This window comes from Variovorax sp. V15, assembly GCF_041154425.1.
In the GTDB taxonomy this organism is placed as follows: domain Bacteria; phylum Pseudomonadota; class Gammaproteobacteria; order Burkholderiales; family Burkholderiaceae_C; genus Variovorax; species Variovorax guangxiensis.
Map to the genome: position 1 here is coordinate 4,843,686 of NZ_AP028659.1, position 15,136 is coordinate 4,858,821.

Genomic DNA, 15,136 nt, shown 5'->3' on the forward strand with positions numbered 1-15,136 from the left:
GGTTTGTTCTTTTCTCTCAGCGATCGCGGTCGACGACCATGTGGGCCAGCGCGCGCAACGCCGCGGTATCGGCCAGGCCGCTGCGCTCCAGTGCGGCGAGCGCGTCGGCCAGCAGCTGGCGGGCCTGGGCGCGGGCGCCGTCGAGGCCGAGCAGCGACACGTAGGTGGGCTTGTCGGCAGCGGCGTCCTTGCCGGCGGTCTTGCCCAGGGTCTGCGAATCGGCCGTGACGTCGAGGATGTCGTCGACCACCTGGAACGCGAGGCCGATGGCCGCGCCGTAGTCGCGCAGCGCGGCCAGCGCCGCGGCGCTCACGGTGCCGCAGGCGGCGCCCATCTCGACGCTGCCCTGCAGCAGCGCGCCGGTCTTCAGGCGGTGCATCTCGCGCAACTGCGCTTCGTTCAAGGCGATGCCGACGCTGGCCAGGTCGATGGCCTGGCCGCCAGCCATGCCCTGGCTGCCCGCGGCCCGCGCGAGCAGGCGGCACAGCAGGGCCTGGGTGGCGGCGGGAATTTCATCGCCCTCGGGGGTGAGCAGCTCGAAGGCCAGGGCCTGCAGGGCGTCGCCGGCCAGCAGGGCATCGGCTTCGCCGAACTTGACGTGCACCGTGGGCTTGCCACGGCGCAGCACGTCGTTGTCCATGCACGGCAAGTCGTCGTGCACCAGCGAATAGGCGTGGATCAACTCGGTGGCGCAGGCTGCGCGCAGAGCGGCGGCAGCATTGCCGCCGACGGCCTCGCTGGCGGCCAGCACCAGCAGCGGCCGCAGGCGCTTGCCGCCGTCGAGCACCGCGTAACGCATGGCGTCGCCCAGCAGCACCGGAGCATCGACACCGACCCAGCGCGACAGCGCGGATTCGACATTCGCCAGGTGGGGTTCGCTCCAGCCGGCGAGCGTGCGGGCGTCCCAGGGCGCGGAATTCAGCGTGGCGGCGCTCATTCAGGCGTCCAGACCTTCAGGCTGCCCGAATCGAGCACCTTGATCTGGTCTTCGACCGCCTGCAGCTTGTCGCGGCAGAAGGCCAGCAGCGCCGCGCCGCGCTGGTAGCTGACTAGCAGCTGGTCCAGCGGCAACTGGCCCGACTCGAGTTCCGCGACCAGTTGCTCCAGCTCCTGGAGCCCGGCTTCGTAACTGGCTGGCAGCGGACCCGTGGCGGGCGTTGCCGCCGGGCTGGACGAGGAAGGGGGAGGCACCTTGGGCATGCAAGCGAAACGTGGGTGAAACGAGGCATTTTAGGACCGTGACCGGAACAAGTGGCGGGCGGGCCGCCCCTTGCCCTTGCGGAGACCTATCGCACATTGCGAAATGCCGCGGGAAGCCGGGAGGCCAAAAAAATGGCCCCGGGTACAATGCGAACTTCTCTCGTTGACGACGTTCAACACTGCTCCGGGCCGCCGAATCCTCCTGGCGGCGCCTTCCGTTCTTTTCTTCCTTTTCTCCCTGTGGGGAGCTTGGTCAGGTCCTCCATGTCTGATTTAAGTCTTCAACTGCAGCAGGCCGCGAGCCAACTTCCAGTTTCCGCGTATTTCGACGAGGCGCTCTTCGCCCGCGAGATGCAGAACCTTTTCTCGCGAGGGCCCCGCTATGTCGGCCATCGCCTGGCCGTGCCCGAGATGGGCGACTTCCACACCCTGCCCCAGGAGCACCAGGGCCGTGCGCTCGTCCACACGCCCAAGGGCGTGGAACTGATTTCGAACGTCTGCCGCCACCGCCAGGCCCTGATCCTGAAGGGCCGGGGCCAGCTCGAGAGCCAGTCCGGCGGCAACATCGTGTGCCCGCTGCACCGCTGGACCTACGCCGCGAGCGACCCGCGCACCACCGGCACGCTGATCGGCGCCCCCCACTTCGAGCAGGATCCCTGCCTGAATCTGCACAACTACCCGCTCACCGAGTGGAACGGCCTGCTGTTCGAGAAGAACCCCGACGGCTCCGGCCCCGACGTGGCGGCCGACATGGCCGGCCTCGGCCCGCAGGCCGACCTCGACTTCTCGGGCTACGCGCTCGACCGCGTCGAGCTGCACGAGTGCAACTACAACTGGAAGACCTTCATCGAGGTCTACCTCGAGGATTACCACGTCGGCCCCTTCCACCCCGGCCTGGGCAGCTTCGTCACCTGCGACGACCTGCGCTGGGAGTTCAAGCCGCGCTATTCGGTGCAGACGGTGGGCGTGGCCAACCGCCTGGGCCGCGCGGGCAGCCCGGTCTACCAGAAGTGGCAGGAGCAGCTGCTCAAGTACCGAGAGGGCAAGCCGCCGAAGTACGGCGCCATCTGGCTGACCTACTACCCGCACGTGATGGTCGAGTGGTATCCGCACGTGCTCACGGTGTCGACCCTGCACCCCGTGAGCCCGACGAAGACGCTCAACATGGTCGAGTTCTTCTACCCCGAGGAAATCGTCGCCTTCGAGCGCGAGTTCGTCGAGGCCCAGCAGGCCGCCTACATGGAGACCTGCGTGGAAGACGACGAGATCGCCGAGCGCATGGATGCCGGGCGCCGCGCGCTGATGCTGCGCGGCGACAACGAGACCGGCCCCTACCAGAGCCCGATGGAAGACGGCATGCAGCAGTTCCACGAGTGGTACCGCACCGCGATGCAGAACGCCTGAGCCGATGGCTGCCGCATCGACGGGTGTTCCAGGAACGCCACGGAACCGGCTTTGCCGGGCCGTTGGTGTTGCCCCCGGTGAGGGGGTAGGAGAAGCGGCACGAAGTGCGCGAAGCCTGGGGGAGAGTCAATAGTGCAAGCGCTGTGGATGGTGCTGGGGGCCTTTTTGTTCGCCACGATGAGCGTGGTCGTGAAAGTCGCCTCGGCGTGGTTCAACAGCGGCGAGATGGTGCTCGGGCGCGGCCTGATCGGCATCGTCTTCCTCTGGCTGCTGGCCCGCAACCGCGGCGTGTCGCTGGCCACGCGCTACCCCGGCATGCACGCCTGGCGCAGCACCATCGGCGTGGTGTCGCTGGGTGCGTGGTTCTATGCCATCGCCCACATGCCGCTGGCCACCGCCGTCACGCTCAACTACATGAGCAGCGTGTGGGTCGCGGCCTTCCTGGTCGGCGGCGCGCTGCTGGCCTGGGTGCCCGTGCCCGGTCGCGACGGCCGGGTGGAGCGCCCGCCGCTGCAGGGCGCGCTGGCAATGACGGTGCTCGCGGGCTTCGTGGGCGTTGTGCTCATGCTCAAGCCCAGCGTCAACGGCAACGAAGGCTTCGCCGGCCTGCTGGGCCTGCTGTCGGGGCTGACGGCCGCCTTCGCCTACATGCAGGTGGTGGCGCTGTCGCGCATCGGCGAGCCCGAACTGCGCACGGTCTTCTACTTCGCGGTCGGCTCGGCCGTGGCGGGCGCCATCGCCACCGCGTTCACCGGGTTTTCGGGCGGCACTTCCTGGACATGGCAGCACGCGCTGTGGCTGCTGCCCATCGGCCTGCTCGCCGCGCTCGGCCAGCTGTGCATGACGCGCGCCTACGCCACCGCCAAGACACAGGCCGGCACGCTGGTGGTTGCGAACCTGCAGTATTCGGGCATCGTGTTCGCCGCGTTCTACGGCGTCGTGCTGTTCGATGACCGGATCGACGCGGCCGGCTGGGCGGGCATGGCCCTTATCATCGCGAGCGGCATTGCTGCAACCGTGTTGCGACAACGGGCCGTGCCCAAGGCCCCGGCCGAGGAACACTGAAGCAGGCAGCGTGCATTTCCAGATTCCCCAAGGAGCAAGCGCCATGTACGACACCCTCATCTCCGCCGAACAGCTGCAGCAGCTGCAGGCCAGCGGCAAGCCTTTCATGGTGTTCGACTGCAGCTTCGACCTCATGAAGCCCGAAGCCGGCGCGCAGCAGTACGCGACTGCACACATTCCGGGCGCTCTCTACGCCAACCTCGACACCGACCTCAGCGCCAAGCACGGCGCCCCCGGCGCGCATGGCGAAGTCGTCGTGGCGCAGGAGGACGGCGTGCCCGCATCGGGCGGACGCCACCCGCTGCCCAGCCGCGAAAAGTTCGCGACGTGGCTCTCCGGCATCGGCTTCGCCAACGACATGCAGGCCGTGGTGTACGACCGCAACGGCGCCAACTACTGCGGCCGCCTGTGGTGGATGCTCAAGTGGATGGGCCACGACGCGGTGGCCGTGCTCGACGGCGGACTGCAGGCCTGGCAGGCCGCCGGCGGCGAGGTCACCGGCCGCGAGGAACCCGCGCGCTTCCAGTCGAACTTCGTCGCGGGCGAGTCCATCGCGAAGCTCGTGACCACCGAAACAGTGTTGCGCCGGCTCGGCCAGCCTGACCAGAACCTGATCGACGCACGCGCCGGTGCGCGTTACCGCGGCGAGGTGGAACCTCTGGACCCGATCGCCGGTCACATCCCCGGGGCCCTGAACCGGCCTTTCGCCGACAACATCGGTCCCGACGGCAAGTTCAAGCCGGCATCGCAATTGCGTGCCGAGTTCGAAGCGCTGCTCGCGGGACGTGATGCGGCGACAGTCGTCCACCAGTGCGGCAGCGGCGTGAGCGCCGTGCCAAACCTGCTCGCCATGCAGATCGCGGGATTCGGGACGACCGCGCTCTATGCCGGCAGCTGGAGCGAATGGAGCAACACGCCGGGGCTGCCGACCCGGCAAGGCGCTGAACCATGAAGCACATCCGACTCCGACGCACCACCGGTCTCGCAATCGCAGCCGCGCTCCTCGCGGCAGCACCGTTCCTCACCGCCCAGGCCCAGCAGCAGCACGCCCACGTGCACGGCCAGCTCAAGCTCGACGTGGCCGTCGACGGCCCCACGGTGGTGATCGACATGGAATCCCCGCTCGACAACATCGTGGGCTTCGAGCGCGCACCCAAGACCGATGCCGAGAAGAAGATCGTCGAAGACGCCGTCGCCCAGCTGCGCGCGGCCGACAAGCTCTTCATCGTCGACCCCGCCGCCAACTGCAAGCTGGGCCCGGTCGACCTGCGTTCCGGCGCGCTGGGTCTCGGCAATCCCGACCCCAACGAGCCCGTCGGCCATGCCGACCTCGACGCCACCTTTTCCTTCAACTGCACCAATGCGGCCGCCGCGAAGTTCATCGACCTGAACCTGTTCGGCGCCTTCAAGGGCCTGCGCCAGATCGACTCGCAGATCGCCACCGCGCAGGGCCAGTTCAAGCGCCAGCTCAAGCGCCCCGCCGGCGCGCAGGCGGCCCAGCCCGCACGCCTGAGCTGGGGCAAGTGACGCCGTGAGCGCCCTCCCTTCGGCGCAGGCCTCCTCGGCCCTGCGCGTCGTGCTTGCGGCCGAGGCGCTGCGCTTCACATGGCCTTCGGCCAAGGCCCCGTGCATCGACATCGAGGCCTTTCGCATCACGGCAGGTGAGTCGGTGTTCCTGCATGGGCCGAGCGGCTGCGGCAAGAGCACGCTGCTGTCGCTGCTGGCCGGCGTGCTGGTGGCCGACGAAGGCCGTGTCACGCTGCTGGGCCACGACTGGTCGAGGCTCTCGGGCACACAGCGCGACCGCAGCCGCGTGGCGCACGTGGGCTACATCTTCCAGCAGTTCAATCTTCTGCCTTACCTGAGCGTGATCGACAACGTGCTGCTGCCCTGCCGCTTCTCGCAGCGGCGCGAGGCCAATGCATCGCGCAACGGCAGCTCGCGTGGCGAAGCCGAGCACCTGCTCGACCAGATGGGCCTGGACCGCAACCTGTGGGGCCGCCAGGCGCTGCAGCTCTCCGTGGGCCAGCAGCAGCGCGTGGCCGCGGCGCGCGCACTCATCGGCCAGCCCGAAGTGGTGATCGCCGACGAGCCCACCTCCGCGCTCGACGAGGACCGGCGCGAAGCCTTTCTCGACGTGCTGCTCACGGCCTGCGCCGAGCACCACAGCGCGCTCGTGTTCGTGAGCCACGACCAGCGCATCGCGCAGCGCTTCGCGCGGCATGTGCTGTTGCCCGAGATCAACCGCGCGGCGACCAGCGCAATGGCGGTGGATGCATGAAAGCGCTCTTCTCCATTGCATGGCGCAGCGCCTGGAACCGGCGCTTCACGCTGGCGCTCACCGTGTTCTCCATCGCGCTCTCGACCTTCCTTCTGCTGGGCGTCGAACGCATCCGCACCGAGCTGCGCGAGAACTTCGCATCGTCCGTCTCGGGCACCGACCTGATCGTGGGCGCGCGCACCGGCTCCACGCAGCTGCTGCTGTACTCGGTGTTCCGCATCGGCGCGGCCACCAACAACATCTCGTGGAAGAGCGTGCAGGCGCTTTCGGCGCATCCGGGCATCGACTGGGTAGTGCCGCTGTCGCTTGGCGATTCGCATCGCGGCTTCGCGGTGCTGGCCACGTCCACCGACTACTTCACGCACTTCCGCTACGGCGACAGGCAGACGCTGAAGCTGCGCGAAGGCAAGCCCTTCAGCGAGCTGTTCGACGCGGTGGTGGGCGCCGAGGTGGCCGACAAGCTCGGCTACCACGTGGGCCAGAAGATCACGCTCGCGCACGGCAGCGGCGAGCTCAACGTGGCCGAGCATGCGGACAAGCCGTTCACGGTGGTCGGCGTGCTCGCGCGCACCGGCACGCCGGTCGACCGCACGGTGCACATCGGCCTCGCGGCCATGGAGGCCATCCACCTCGAATGGGTGGGCGGCGCGCCCATGCCGGGCGTGCACATCTCGCCGGAGCAGGTGCGCAAGTTCGACCTCACACCCAAGAACGTGACAGCCGTGCTGGTGGGCCTGAAGAACCGCGCGGCCGTGTTCGGCGTGCAGCGCTGGATCTCGACCTACACCGGCGAGCCGCTGATGGCCATCCTGCCCGGCGTGGCGCTCGACGAGTTGTGGAGTGTGATCGGCATCGGCGAGAACGCGCTGCTGCTGATGTCGGCGCTGGTGGCGCTGGTGAGCCTCGCGGGGCTGGTGTCGGTGGTGATGGCGGGCCTCAACGAGCGGCGCCGCGAGCTCGCGGTGCTGCGTGCCGTGGGCGCGGGCCTGCGGCATGTGCTGGCCCTGCTCGCGCTCGAAGGCGCGATGGTCACCGTGCTGGGCGTCGCACTGGGCCTCGTGATGGCGGTGCTGGGCATCGCCCTGCTCTCGCCATGGCTGCAGTCGCAGTTCGGGCTGACACTGAGCCTTTCCGAACCTACACTGAACGAATGGCTGCTGATGGCGAGCCTGCTCGTCGCCGGATGGCTGGCGAGCCTGCTGCCCGGCATCCGCGCCTATCGACTCTCCCTTGCAGACGGCCTCTCGCCGAGGATTTGAACCATGCCTTTCACACACGCGACCTCCACCAGCAAAGCTTTCATGCGGCTTTCAATGCTGATCGCCGGTGCCGGCCTCGCGGCCGCCGCATGGGCCGCGGAGCCCGCCCCCAAGGACACCACCGCCACCAATCCGCTGGGCGGCAAGGCCGCGTCCGCGACGCCGGCCAAGGGCACGCCGGGCCAGCCGCGCCAGATCACCTGGGAAGAGCTGGTGCCCAAGGACTGGGACCCGGCCAAGGAGTTCAAGGGCATGGACCTGAGCGCGCTCGACGACGGCGACCCGCGCGCCAACGAGCTGCTCATGAAGATGCAGGAGGTGTCGAACAACGCACCGACCAACCCCGCGATGAACGGCACCGAGATCAAGATCCCCGGCTTCATCGTGCCGCTCGAGGAAGCCAAGGGCGAAGTCACCGAGTTCCTGCTGGTGCCCTACTTCGGCGCCTGCATCCACACGCCGCCGCCGCCGGCCAACCAGATCCTGCACGTGGTGCCGCAGAAGGGTGCCAAGTTCCGCGCGATGGACACCGTGTGGGTCACCGGCAAGCTGCAGACGCTGCGCAACGATTCGATGATGGGCGTGAGCGGCTATCACGTGAGCGCGGCCACCGTCACCAAGTACACCGGCGGCTCCAAGTAAGGCCGGCGGCTGCTGCCGCCATCGGGCACCGGAGGCGATGGCCTCCGGGCCGTGTGGTTCTGCGCCGACAGGCTTGACGGCAGGGAGCCGACACAGACCGTTGCATCCACGGCGCAGGCTCTGTCATCGCCTGCAGCCGGGCACCGTTGAAGAAGTTCCGGGCACGACGCCGGCGTCCTCATGGAACTCCAGATGACAAAAAATCTCTCCACCGCCCCGCGGCTGTTGACGATCTCGCTGTGCATCGGCGCCCTCGTCCTCGCAGGCTGCGACAAGTCCCCGAGCACGCCCGCTGCCGCTGTTTCGGCACAGGAGCCAGCGACCGGCATTCCTGCTCCATCCGTGCCGCAGACGCAGCCACCTGCGGCAGCTCCTGTTCAGGCCGCCTACACGCCACCCAGCGCCGAGCAGCTCTACCAGATGGTCGCCCCCATCGCGCTGTATCCCGACAAGCTGGTCGCGCAGATCCTGGCCGGCGCCACCTACCCCGACCAGATCACAGCGGCGCACGATTGGCTCGCGCAGAACCGCAACCTCAAGGCAGGGCCGCTGGCCGATGCGGCCAACCAGCAGCCCTGGGACCCGAGCGTGAAGTCGCTTACCGCGTTCCGCCCCGTCATCGACCAGATGGCCGGCAACATCCCTTGGACCCAGGCGCTCGGGCAGGCCTACTACAACGACCCGGCCGACGTGATGAACGCGATCCAGGTCATGCGCCAGCGCGCGGCGAAGGCCGGCCGCCTCAAGAACAACGACAAGATGCGCGTGGTCACAGCCGCGCCACCGCCGAACTATGCGCCCGCGCCCGACGTGCAGCCCGTGTATGCGGGCCCCGCGGTGATCGAGCCGCCGCAGGAGTTCATCACCATCGAGCCCGTGCAGCCTGATGTGGTGTACGTGCCCGCCTACGATCCGGAGGTGATCTACGGTGCGCCGCAGCCGGTGTATCCGGGCTATGCCTATGCACCGCCGGTCCAGGTGGTGTCACCGGGCTACAGCAGCGGCCAGGTGCTGGCCGCCGGCGCGCTCGCCTTCGGCACGGGCGTGATCGTGGGTGCCGCGCTCGAGCGCCACAACTGGGGCTGGCACTCGTGGAACATGAACTGGGGCGCACCGCGCTGGCGCGACCGGGGCCCCGCCCCTCAGCCGGCCTTCGCGCGGCCCGCCGTGGTCTACAACAACAGCACCTACGTCTCGCGTTCGACCACGGTGGTCAACAACGTGCGCAACGTCAATGTCTACAACAACAATGCCGGACCGCGAGGCGCGCTGCCTCCGGGAGCGCCGCCCAATTTCGCAGCGGGCCCGGGGGCCGCGCAGCAACTGCAGCAGCAACAGCAGCGGGCCCTCTTCGCCCAGCAGCAGCAACAGCAGGCACAGCAACAGCAGCAGCAACGCCTCCAGCAGCAGGCCGCGCTCACCCAACAGCAGCAACAACAGGCTCGTGCGCAACAGCAAGCCCAGCAGCGGCAACAGGAGCAAGTCCGGCGCCAGCAGGCCATGCAGCAACAGCAGGCACAGAACCAGGCCCGCCAGCAGCAACAGCAGGCGCAGCAGCAGGAGCAGACGCGCCGGCAACAACAGGCGCAGCAACAGGCCCAGCAGCAGGCGCGCGACCAGCAGGCTCGCCAGGCGCGAGGCCTGATGCAGCCTCAACAGCAGCAACAGCAAGCCCAACAACAGGCACAGCTCGCGCAGCAACGCCAGCAGCAACAGGCCGCGCAGGAGCAACGGCGCCAACAGCAGGCCCAGCTCGAACAATCACGCAACCAGCAGAGTCAGCAGGAGCAGATGCGCCGCCAGCAGCAGGCCGATCAACAGGCGCGCGCGCAACAACAGGCGCAGCGGCAACAGGAGCAGATCCAGCGCCAGCAGGCAGTGCAGCAACAGCAGGCACAGAACCAGGCTCGCCAGCAGCAACAACAGGCAGCGCAGCAGGAGCAGATGCGCCGGCAACAACAGGCGCAGCAACAGGCCCAGCAGCAGGCCGCGCGCATGCAACAGCAACAACAGCAGATGCAGGCCATGCAGCAACAGCGCCAGCAGCAGATGCAGCAGCAACAGGCCAGGGCCCAGCAGCAGGCTCAACAGATGGCGCACCAGCAACAGCAGCAGGCCCAGCAACAACAGCAGCAACGCATGGCGGCCGCTGCCGCGGCACGCCAGCAGCAACAGCAACACCAGCAGCACCGCCCCGGCGACCCGAGGCAACAGCAGCAGTAGCGCGCCCGCGCCGCCTCGACTGCACCGTCGCGGTGGCGCCTATCCGCAGCCTCAGTTCTTGCCGATCTCGGTCAGCAGGCGCGTGACGAGGTACAGGCGCGGCACGATCGAGTCGGCTTCGATGTACTCGTCGCGTGCGTGGTAGCCAAAGCCCGCGAGGCCGAAGCTCTCCACCACCGTGGCCTTGCCCGAGCGGCCCGCGTAGCCCGCGTCGGTGCCGCCGCCGGTCATGGGCGTCAGCGCGAGGTCGCGGTCGATTTCCTTGTAGATGGCCTGCGCCTTCTCGGCCAGCGCGCGGCCCTTGTCGCCGGCGATGAAGGCCGGGCGGCCCACTTCCACCTTCACCGTGGTCTCGGTGTCGGGAATCAGCTTGCCCGAGGCGATCTTCGCCTGCAGCGCCTCGGCGAGCTTCTTCTCGGCGCCGGGCTGCGTGATGCGGATGTCGCCCTGCGCCTGCGCTTTTTCGGTGATCTGGTTGAGCGGGCCGGTGGCGCGTGCCACGGTCCAGTTGAGCGTGGCGCCGGGAATGTCCTTGGCGAGGTCCTTGGTCTGCAGCATCTGGTACGAGAGCTCGTACAGCGCATTGCGGCCCAGTTCGGGCGCCGCGCCTGCATGCGACGCGCGGCCCTTCACCTCGAGCGTGGCGGTGGCGATGCCGGCCGCGCCGAGCAGCAGCGACTCGCCCTTGACCACCGACTTTGCCACCGTCGGCTCGAAGGACAGCACCGTGTCGTGCTGGTCGGCCATGGTCGCGATCAGCTCGCCGGAGCCGAGCGAGCCTACTTCCTCGTCGGGGTTCATGAGCACGGTGAGCGTGTCGTAGTCGCGCCAGCCGGCATCGGCCAGGATCTTCAGCGAGGCCAGCATGACCGCGAGGCCGCCCTTGTCGTCGGCGATGCCGGGACCATAGATGCGGTTGCCGTCGACCTTGTAGGGCTGGCTGCCGAGGATGCCCGGCGCGTACACCGTGTCCATGTGGCCCTGCAGCATGATCTTGCGCTTGCCCGTGCCCTTGAGCGTGCCGATCACGATGTCGGCGCCCGCGCCGGCCGTCGCCTTGCGGCGCTCGGTCTTGAAGCCGGCCGCCTTCAGGCGCCTTTCCACCACATCGGCCATCTTGAGCAGGCCGTCGACATTCAGGCTGCCCGATTCGATCAACACCATCTCCTTGAGGTTGTCGATCACCGCGGGCTGCGCCTTCTCGGCGGCGGCGAGCAGCTTCGCGTCGGGTGCGGCGTGGGCGGCAGCGGCGCCGAGCACGAGGCCGCAGGCCAGGGCCATGGAGCGAAGCGGGAATGAAGGCAGACGCGAGGTCATGGTCTTTTCTCTGGAGTGGATGACGGCGCACAGCATAGCCATGCGGCCTCGCGCCGCGAGCAAATCGGAGACACGGGCCAGGGCGGCTATGCGCCCCTTGTTGCTGCGGCTTTCCGAGCGGACTTCGACTGCCCCCTCGACGCCTTCACGGGCAACGCCGACGCAACGGGCCTCTCGCTCTTGTGGGCGACCGGTGCCGGCATGGCGCGCCCCTCTCCCTCCCGCGCCGACTGCATGTGCCCGCTCTCACCGATGGTCATGCCGACGATGCGCGCCAGTTGCCGGCTCACGCTGATGTACGCGTGGCCCAGGCGGCTGTCGAAGTAGAGCGAATCGCCCTTCGCCATGCGCACCACCTCGCCGTTGTCGAAGTGCACCTCGATCTCGCCCGACAGCACATAGGCGAACTCCTCGCCGCCATGCCGCACGAAGTCTTCCGGACCGTGGATCTTGCGCGCGTGCACCGTGCCGACGATGGGGCTCATCTGCTTGCCCGCCGCGGTGGTGCCGAGGAACTCGTAGGCGATGGAAAGCCCCTTGTAGACCACGCCCTTGCCCGCGCGCGTGACCACCGGCCCGTCGAGCTGCGCGGGCTTGACGCCGGCGCCCGCGAACATGGCGTTCATGTCCATGTCGAGCGCACGGCCCAGCGCGGTGAAGTTCTCGTAGCCCAGCGCGAGCTGGCCGCGTTCGGCGCGCGAGATGGTGGTGATCGACACGCCCGAGCGCTCGGCCAGCTGCGCCAGCGTCCAGCCGAAGCGCTTGCGCGCGGCGCGCAGGCGGTTGCCGAAGGTGGCGCGGTCCAGCGTGGGCGGCTCGTCCCTGGGCTTCGTTCCCGTCTTGGTCCCTGTGTGTGGATTCACGCTTGGCTTTCTCTTATGGTGCCGCAGATTCTGCCAGCCGAGAGGGGCGCCATCCATGCCAACCCGCGTGACCCGGGCCCGGAAGTTGCGTATACGCAAATTGCGCGAACGCAAATTTCACCAGCGCGGTGCATCATGGTTTCCCCTTGGCACCTCTGAATCAATTTGCGTATCCGCAAATTTCTTCCTACACTTTTCGCCGATGACTTCCAGCACTGCAGAGCCCGTCGTGGCTGACTTCCTCGTGATCGGCGGCGGCATCGCCGGGGCCTCGGTGGCCCACTGGCTCGCCCCGCACGCACGCGTGATCCTTCTCGAGCGCGAATCGCAGCCGGGCTACCACTCCACCGGCCGCTCCGCCGCCCTCTTCATGGAGAGCTACGGCACCGCGCAGGTGCGCGCCCTCACCATGGCGAGCCGGGCCTTCCTCGAGCATCCGCCCGAAGGCTTCAGCGAGCACCCGCTGCTCACGCCGCGCGGCGCGATGATGGTCGCCGGCGCCAAGCACATGGCCGAGCTCGAAGCCCACTGGCAGGTGCTGCGCGACATGAACACCGGCGCCTCGCGCCTGAGCGGCGAAGAGGCGTGCGAGATGGTGCCGGCCTTGCGCCCCGAGCAGGTACAGGGCGCCGTCTACGAGCCCGATGCATCCGACATGGACGTGCACGCCATCCACCAGGGCTACCTGCGCGGCATGCGTCGCGCGGGCGGCAAGCTGGTGTGCGATGCAGGCGTGACGGCCATCGAGCGCAAGGGCGATCGCTGGCGCGTGGAAGCCGGCGGCGCAATCTACGAAGCGTCCGTGGTGCTCAACGCGGCCGGCGCATGGGTCGACACCATCGCCCAAATGGCCGGTGTGCCGCCGCTTGGCATCGAGCCGCGTCGCCGCTCGGCATTCATCTTCGCGCCGCCCGAGGGCCAGAGCGTGGCGCACTGGCCCATGGTGTTCGGCGCCGACGAAGGCTGGTACATCAAGCCCGACGCCGGCATGCTGCTGGGCTCGCCGGCCAACGCAGACCCGGTCGAGCCGCAGGACGTGCAGCCCGAGGAGATGGACATCGCCATCGCCATGCACCGCATCGAGGAAGCGACCACGCTCTCCATCCGCCGCCCCACGCGCACGTGGGCCGGCCTGCGTTCCTTCGTGGCCGACGGCGACCTGGTCGGCGGCTTCGAGCCCGGCGTGCCCGGCTTCTTCTGGGTGGCGGCGCAAGGCGGCTACGGCATCCAGACATCGGCCGCCATGGGCGAAGCCTGCGCCGCGCTGGCGCGCGGACTGCCGCTGCCCGAGCGCATCGCCTCCTTCGGGCTCACGGCGGAAATGCTGGGCCCTCAGCGGCTGCGCACGGCCGCGGGCTGAGCCCGGCCTGCTCCAACAACACAACAGAACCACCCCACGAGGTCCGACCATGCGCGTCTTCAGTGCTTCCCTTGCCACCGAAACCAACACCTTCGGCCCGATGCCGACGGGCCTCGCCTCCTTCAAGGATCGTGGCTACTTCCCCGCCGGCAAGCACCCCGAGGCGATGACGCTGTTCTCGGGCCCGCTGTGGGCCGCGCGCATGCGCGGCGCCGACAAGGGCTGGACCCTGTTCGAGGGCATGGTGGCCGGCGCGCAGCCCAGCGGCACCACCACGCGCCACGCCTACGAGACGCTGCGCGACGAACTGCTGAACGACCTGCGCGCGGTGCTGCCGGTCGACATGGTGCTGCTCGGCCTGCACGGCGCGATGGTGGCCGACGGCTACGACGACTGCGAGGGCGACCTGCTGGCGCGCGTGCGGCAGATCGTCGGCCCCGACGTGGTGATCGGCGCGGAGCTCGATCCGCACAACCACCTCACGCCGGAGATGATCTCCAACGCGAACGTGATGATCTCCTTCAAGGAGTATCCGCACACCGACGTGCTCGAACGCGGCCTGGAGCTGGTCGACATCTGCGCCGCCACGGTCGAGGGCAAGGTGCGGCCGGTGCCCGCGGTGGTCGACTGCGACATGATCGTCACGGTGCACACCTCGCGCCAGCCGGCGCGCGGCTTCGTCGAGCGCATGCAGTCGCTCGAAGGCAAGGACGGCGTGCTCTCGATCTCGCTCACGCACGGCTTCTCGTGGGGCGACGTGCCCGAGATGGGCACCAAGGTGCTGGTCTACACCGACGGCGACAAGGCGAAGGCCGACATGCTGGCGCGCCAGCTCGCCGACGAGGTCATCGCCATGCGCGACGGCCTCACCGTGAACTACCCCGGCATCGACGCCTCGCTCGACGAGGCCCTGGCCTTCGACGGCGGCCCGGTGGTGATCTCCGACGGCGCCGACAACCCCGGCGGCGGCGCGGCCAGCGACTCCACTTTCATCCTGCGCCGCATGGTGGAGCGCGGCATTGCCAACGCGGCGCTGGGCCCGCTCTGGGACCCGATCGCGGTGCGCATCGCCTTCGATGCGGGCGTGGGCGCGAAGCTGCCGATGCGCATCGGCGGCAAGATCAGCCCGCTGTCGGGCGACCCGCTCGACCTCGAATGCACCGTGAAGGCTCTGAAGCACGACCTGGTGATGACCGGCCTGGCCGGCACGCCCACGCTGATGGGCGACAGCGCGCTGGTCGAGGCCAACGGCATCGAGATCGTGCTGATCACGCTGCGCAACCAGGCGATGGGCACCGACCTGTTCACGCAGCTGGGATGCGACCTGGCGGCGAAGAAGATCATCGTCGTGAAGTCCTCCCAGCATTTCTACGCGTCGTATTCCAAGGTGGCGAAGCACGTCATCTACGCGGGCGCGCCGGGCGCCGTCACGCTCGACCTGAACACGCTGCCGTATCGCAAGGCCCGTCTGCCCAAGTGGCCGATCGGCGTCGCGGCCTGAGCCTTTCCTTCCTTTTTTTTT

14 protein-coding genes are annotated in these 15,136 nt (G+C 68.6%); 10 read left to right on the forward strand and 4 right to left on the reverse strand.

Annotated features, from left to right (window positions below):
* Nucleotides 1-16 precede the first annotated feature (16 nt).
* Nucleotides 17-937: a polyprenyl synthetase family protein gene (locus ACAM57_RS23000; RefSeq protein ID WP_369659063.1), complete on the reverse strand. Its 921-nt coding sequence runs from the start codon at nt 935-937 to the stop codon at nt 17-19.
* Nucleotides 934-1,200 (reverse strand): exodeoxyribonuclease VII small subunit, encoded by a 267-nt coding sequence (gene xseB, locus ACAM57_RS23005; RefSeq protein ID WP_369659064.1) that lies wholly within the window; start codon nt 1,198-1,200, stop codon nt 934-936. The genes ACAM57_RS23000 and xseB overlap by 4 nt, the downstream gene beginning before the upstream one ends.
* A 264-nt stretch (nt 1,201-1,464) precedes the next feature.
* On the opposite strand from xseB, the gene ACAM57_RS23010 reads away from it, so the two are divergent.
* The 8 genes from ACAM57_RS23010 to ACAM57_RS23045 all read left to right on the forward strand — a co-directional run bounded on the left by ACAM57_RS23010 (nt 1,465) and on the right by ACAM57_RS23045 (nt 10,074).
* Nucleotides 1,465-2,604 carry an aromatic ring-hydroxylating dioxygenase subunit alpha gene (locus tag ACAM57_RS23010; protein ID WP_369659065.1) on the forward strand — a complete coding sequence of 380 codons (1,140 nt, stop codon included), beginning with the start codon at nt 1,465-1,467 and terminating at the stop codon, nt 2,602-2,604.
* A 147-nt stretch (nt 2,605-2,751) separates the two neighbouring features.
* On the forward strand, nt 2,752-3,669 hold the full coding sequence (locus ACAM57_RS23015) for a DMT family transporter (RefSeq protein ID WP_369662469.1): 918 nt from the start codon (nt 2,752-2,754) through the stop codon (nt 3,667-3,669).
* 43 nt (nt 3,670-3,712) lie between these two features.
* Complete coding sequence (locus ACAM57_RS23020) at nt 3,713-4,621, forward strand: sulfurtransferase (RefSeq protein ID WP_369659066.1); 909 nt, start codon at nt 3,713-3,715, stop codon at nt 4,619-4,621.
* Nucleotides 4,618-5,196: a DUF2796 domain-containing protein gene (locus ACAM57_RS23025; protein WP_126022863.1), complete on the forward strand. Its 579-nt coding sequence runs from the start codon at nt 4,618-4,620 to the stop codon at nt 5,194-5,196. Before ACAM57_RS23020 ends, ACAM57_RS23025 begins: the two co-directional genes overlap by 4 nt.
* A gap of 4 nt (nt 5,197-5,200) precedes the next feature.
* Nucleotides 5,201-5,950, forward strand: coding sequence for an ABC transporter ATP-binding protein (locus tag ACAM57_RS23030; protein WP_369659067.1), 750 nt, complete (start codon nt 5,201-5,203; stop codon nt 5,948-5,950).
* Complete coding sequence (locus ACAM57_RS23035) at nt 5,947-7,209, forward strand: ABC transporter permease (protein WP_369659068.1); 1,263 nt, start codon at nt 5,947-5,949, stop codon at nt 7,207-7,209. Before ACAM57_RS23030 ends, ACAM57_RS23035 begins: the two co-directional genes overlap by 4 nt.
* Nucleotides 7,210-7,212: 3 nt before the next feature.
* Complete coding sequence (locus ACAM57_RS23040) at nt 7,213-7,851, forward strand: DUF3299 domain-containing protein (protein ID WP_369659069.1); 639 nt, start codon at nt 7,213-7,215, stop codon at nt 7,849-7,851.
* Nucleotides 7,852-8,043: 192 nt separating this feature from the next.
* On the forward strand, nt 8,044-10,074 hold the full coding sequence (locus ACAM57_RS23045) for a DUF3300 domain-containing protein (protein ID WP_369659070.1): 2,031 nt from the start codon (nt 8,044-8,046) through the stop codon (nt 10,072-10,074).
* 51 nt (nt 10,075-10,125) lie between these two features.
* On the opposite strand, the gene ACAM57_RS23050 is transcribed toward ACAM57_RS23045, so the two are convergent.
* Nucleotides 10,126-11,391 (reverse strand): glutamate carboxypeptidase, encoded by a 1,266-nt coding sequence (locus ACAM57_RS23050; RefSeq protein ID WP_369659071.1) that lies wholly within the window; start codon nt 11,389-11,391, stop codon nt 10,126-10,128.
* 86 nt (nt 11,392-11,477) lie between these two features.
* Nucleotides 11,478-12,254: a helix-turn-helix domain-containing protein gene (locus ACAM57_RS23055; protein WP_369659072.1), complete on the reverse strand. Its 777-nt coding sequence runs from the start codon at nt 12,252-12,254 to the stop codon at nt 11,478-11,480.
* Between the two features lie 202 nt (nt 12,255-12,456).
* Between ACAM57_RS23055 and ACAM57_RS23060 the strand changes: the two genes are divergently transcribed.
* Nucleotides 12,457-13,614 carry an NAD(P)/FAD-dependent oxidoreductase gene (locus ACAM57_RS23060; RefSeq protein ID WP_369659073.1) on the forward strand — a complete coding sequence of 386 codons (1,158 nt, stop codon included), beginning with the start codon at nt 12,457-12,459 and terminating at the stop codon, nt 13,612-13,614.
* A 49-nt stretch (nt 13,615-13,663) separates the two neighbouring features.
* On the forward strand, nt 13,664-15,115 hold the full coding sequence (locus ACAM57_RS23065) for a M81 family metallopeptidase (protein WP_369659074.1): 1,452 nt from the start codon (nt 13,664-13,666) through the stop codon (nt 15,113-15,115).
* Nucleotides 15,116-15,136 lie beyond the last annotated feature (21 nt).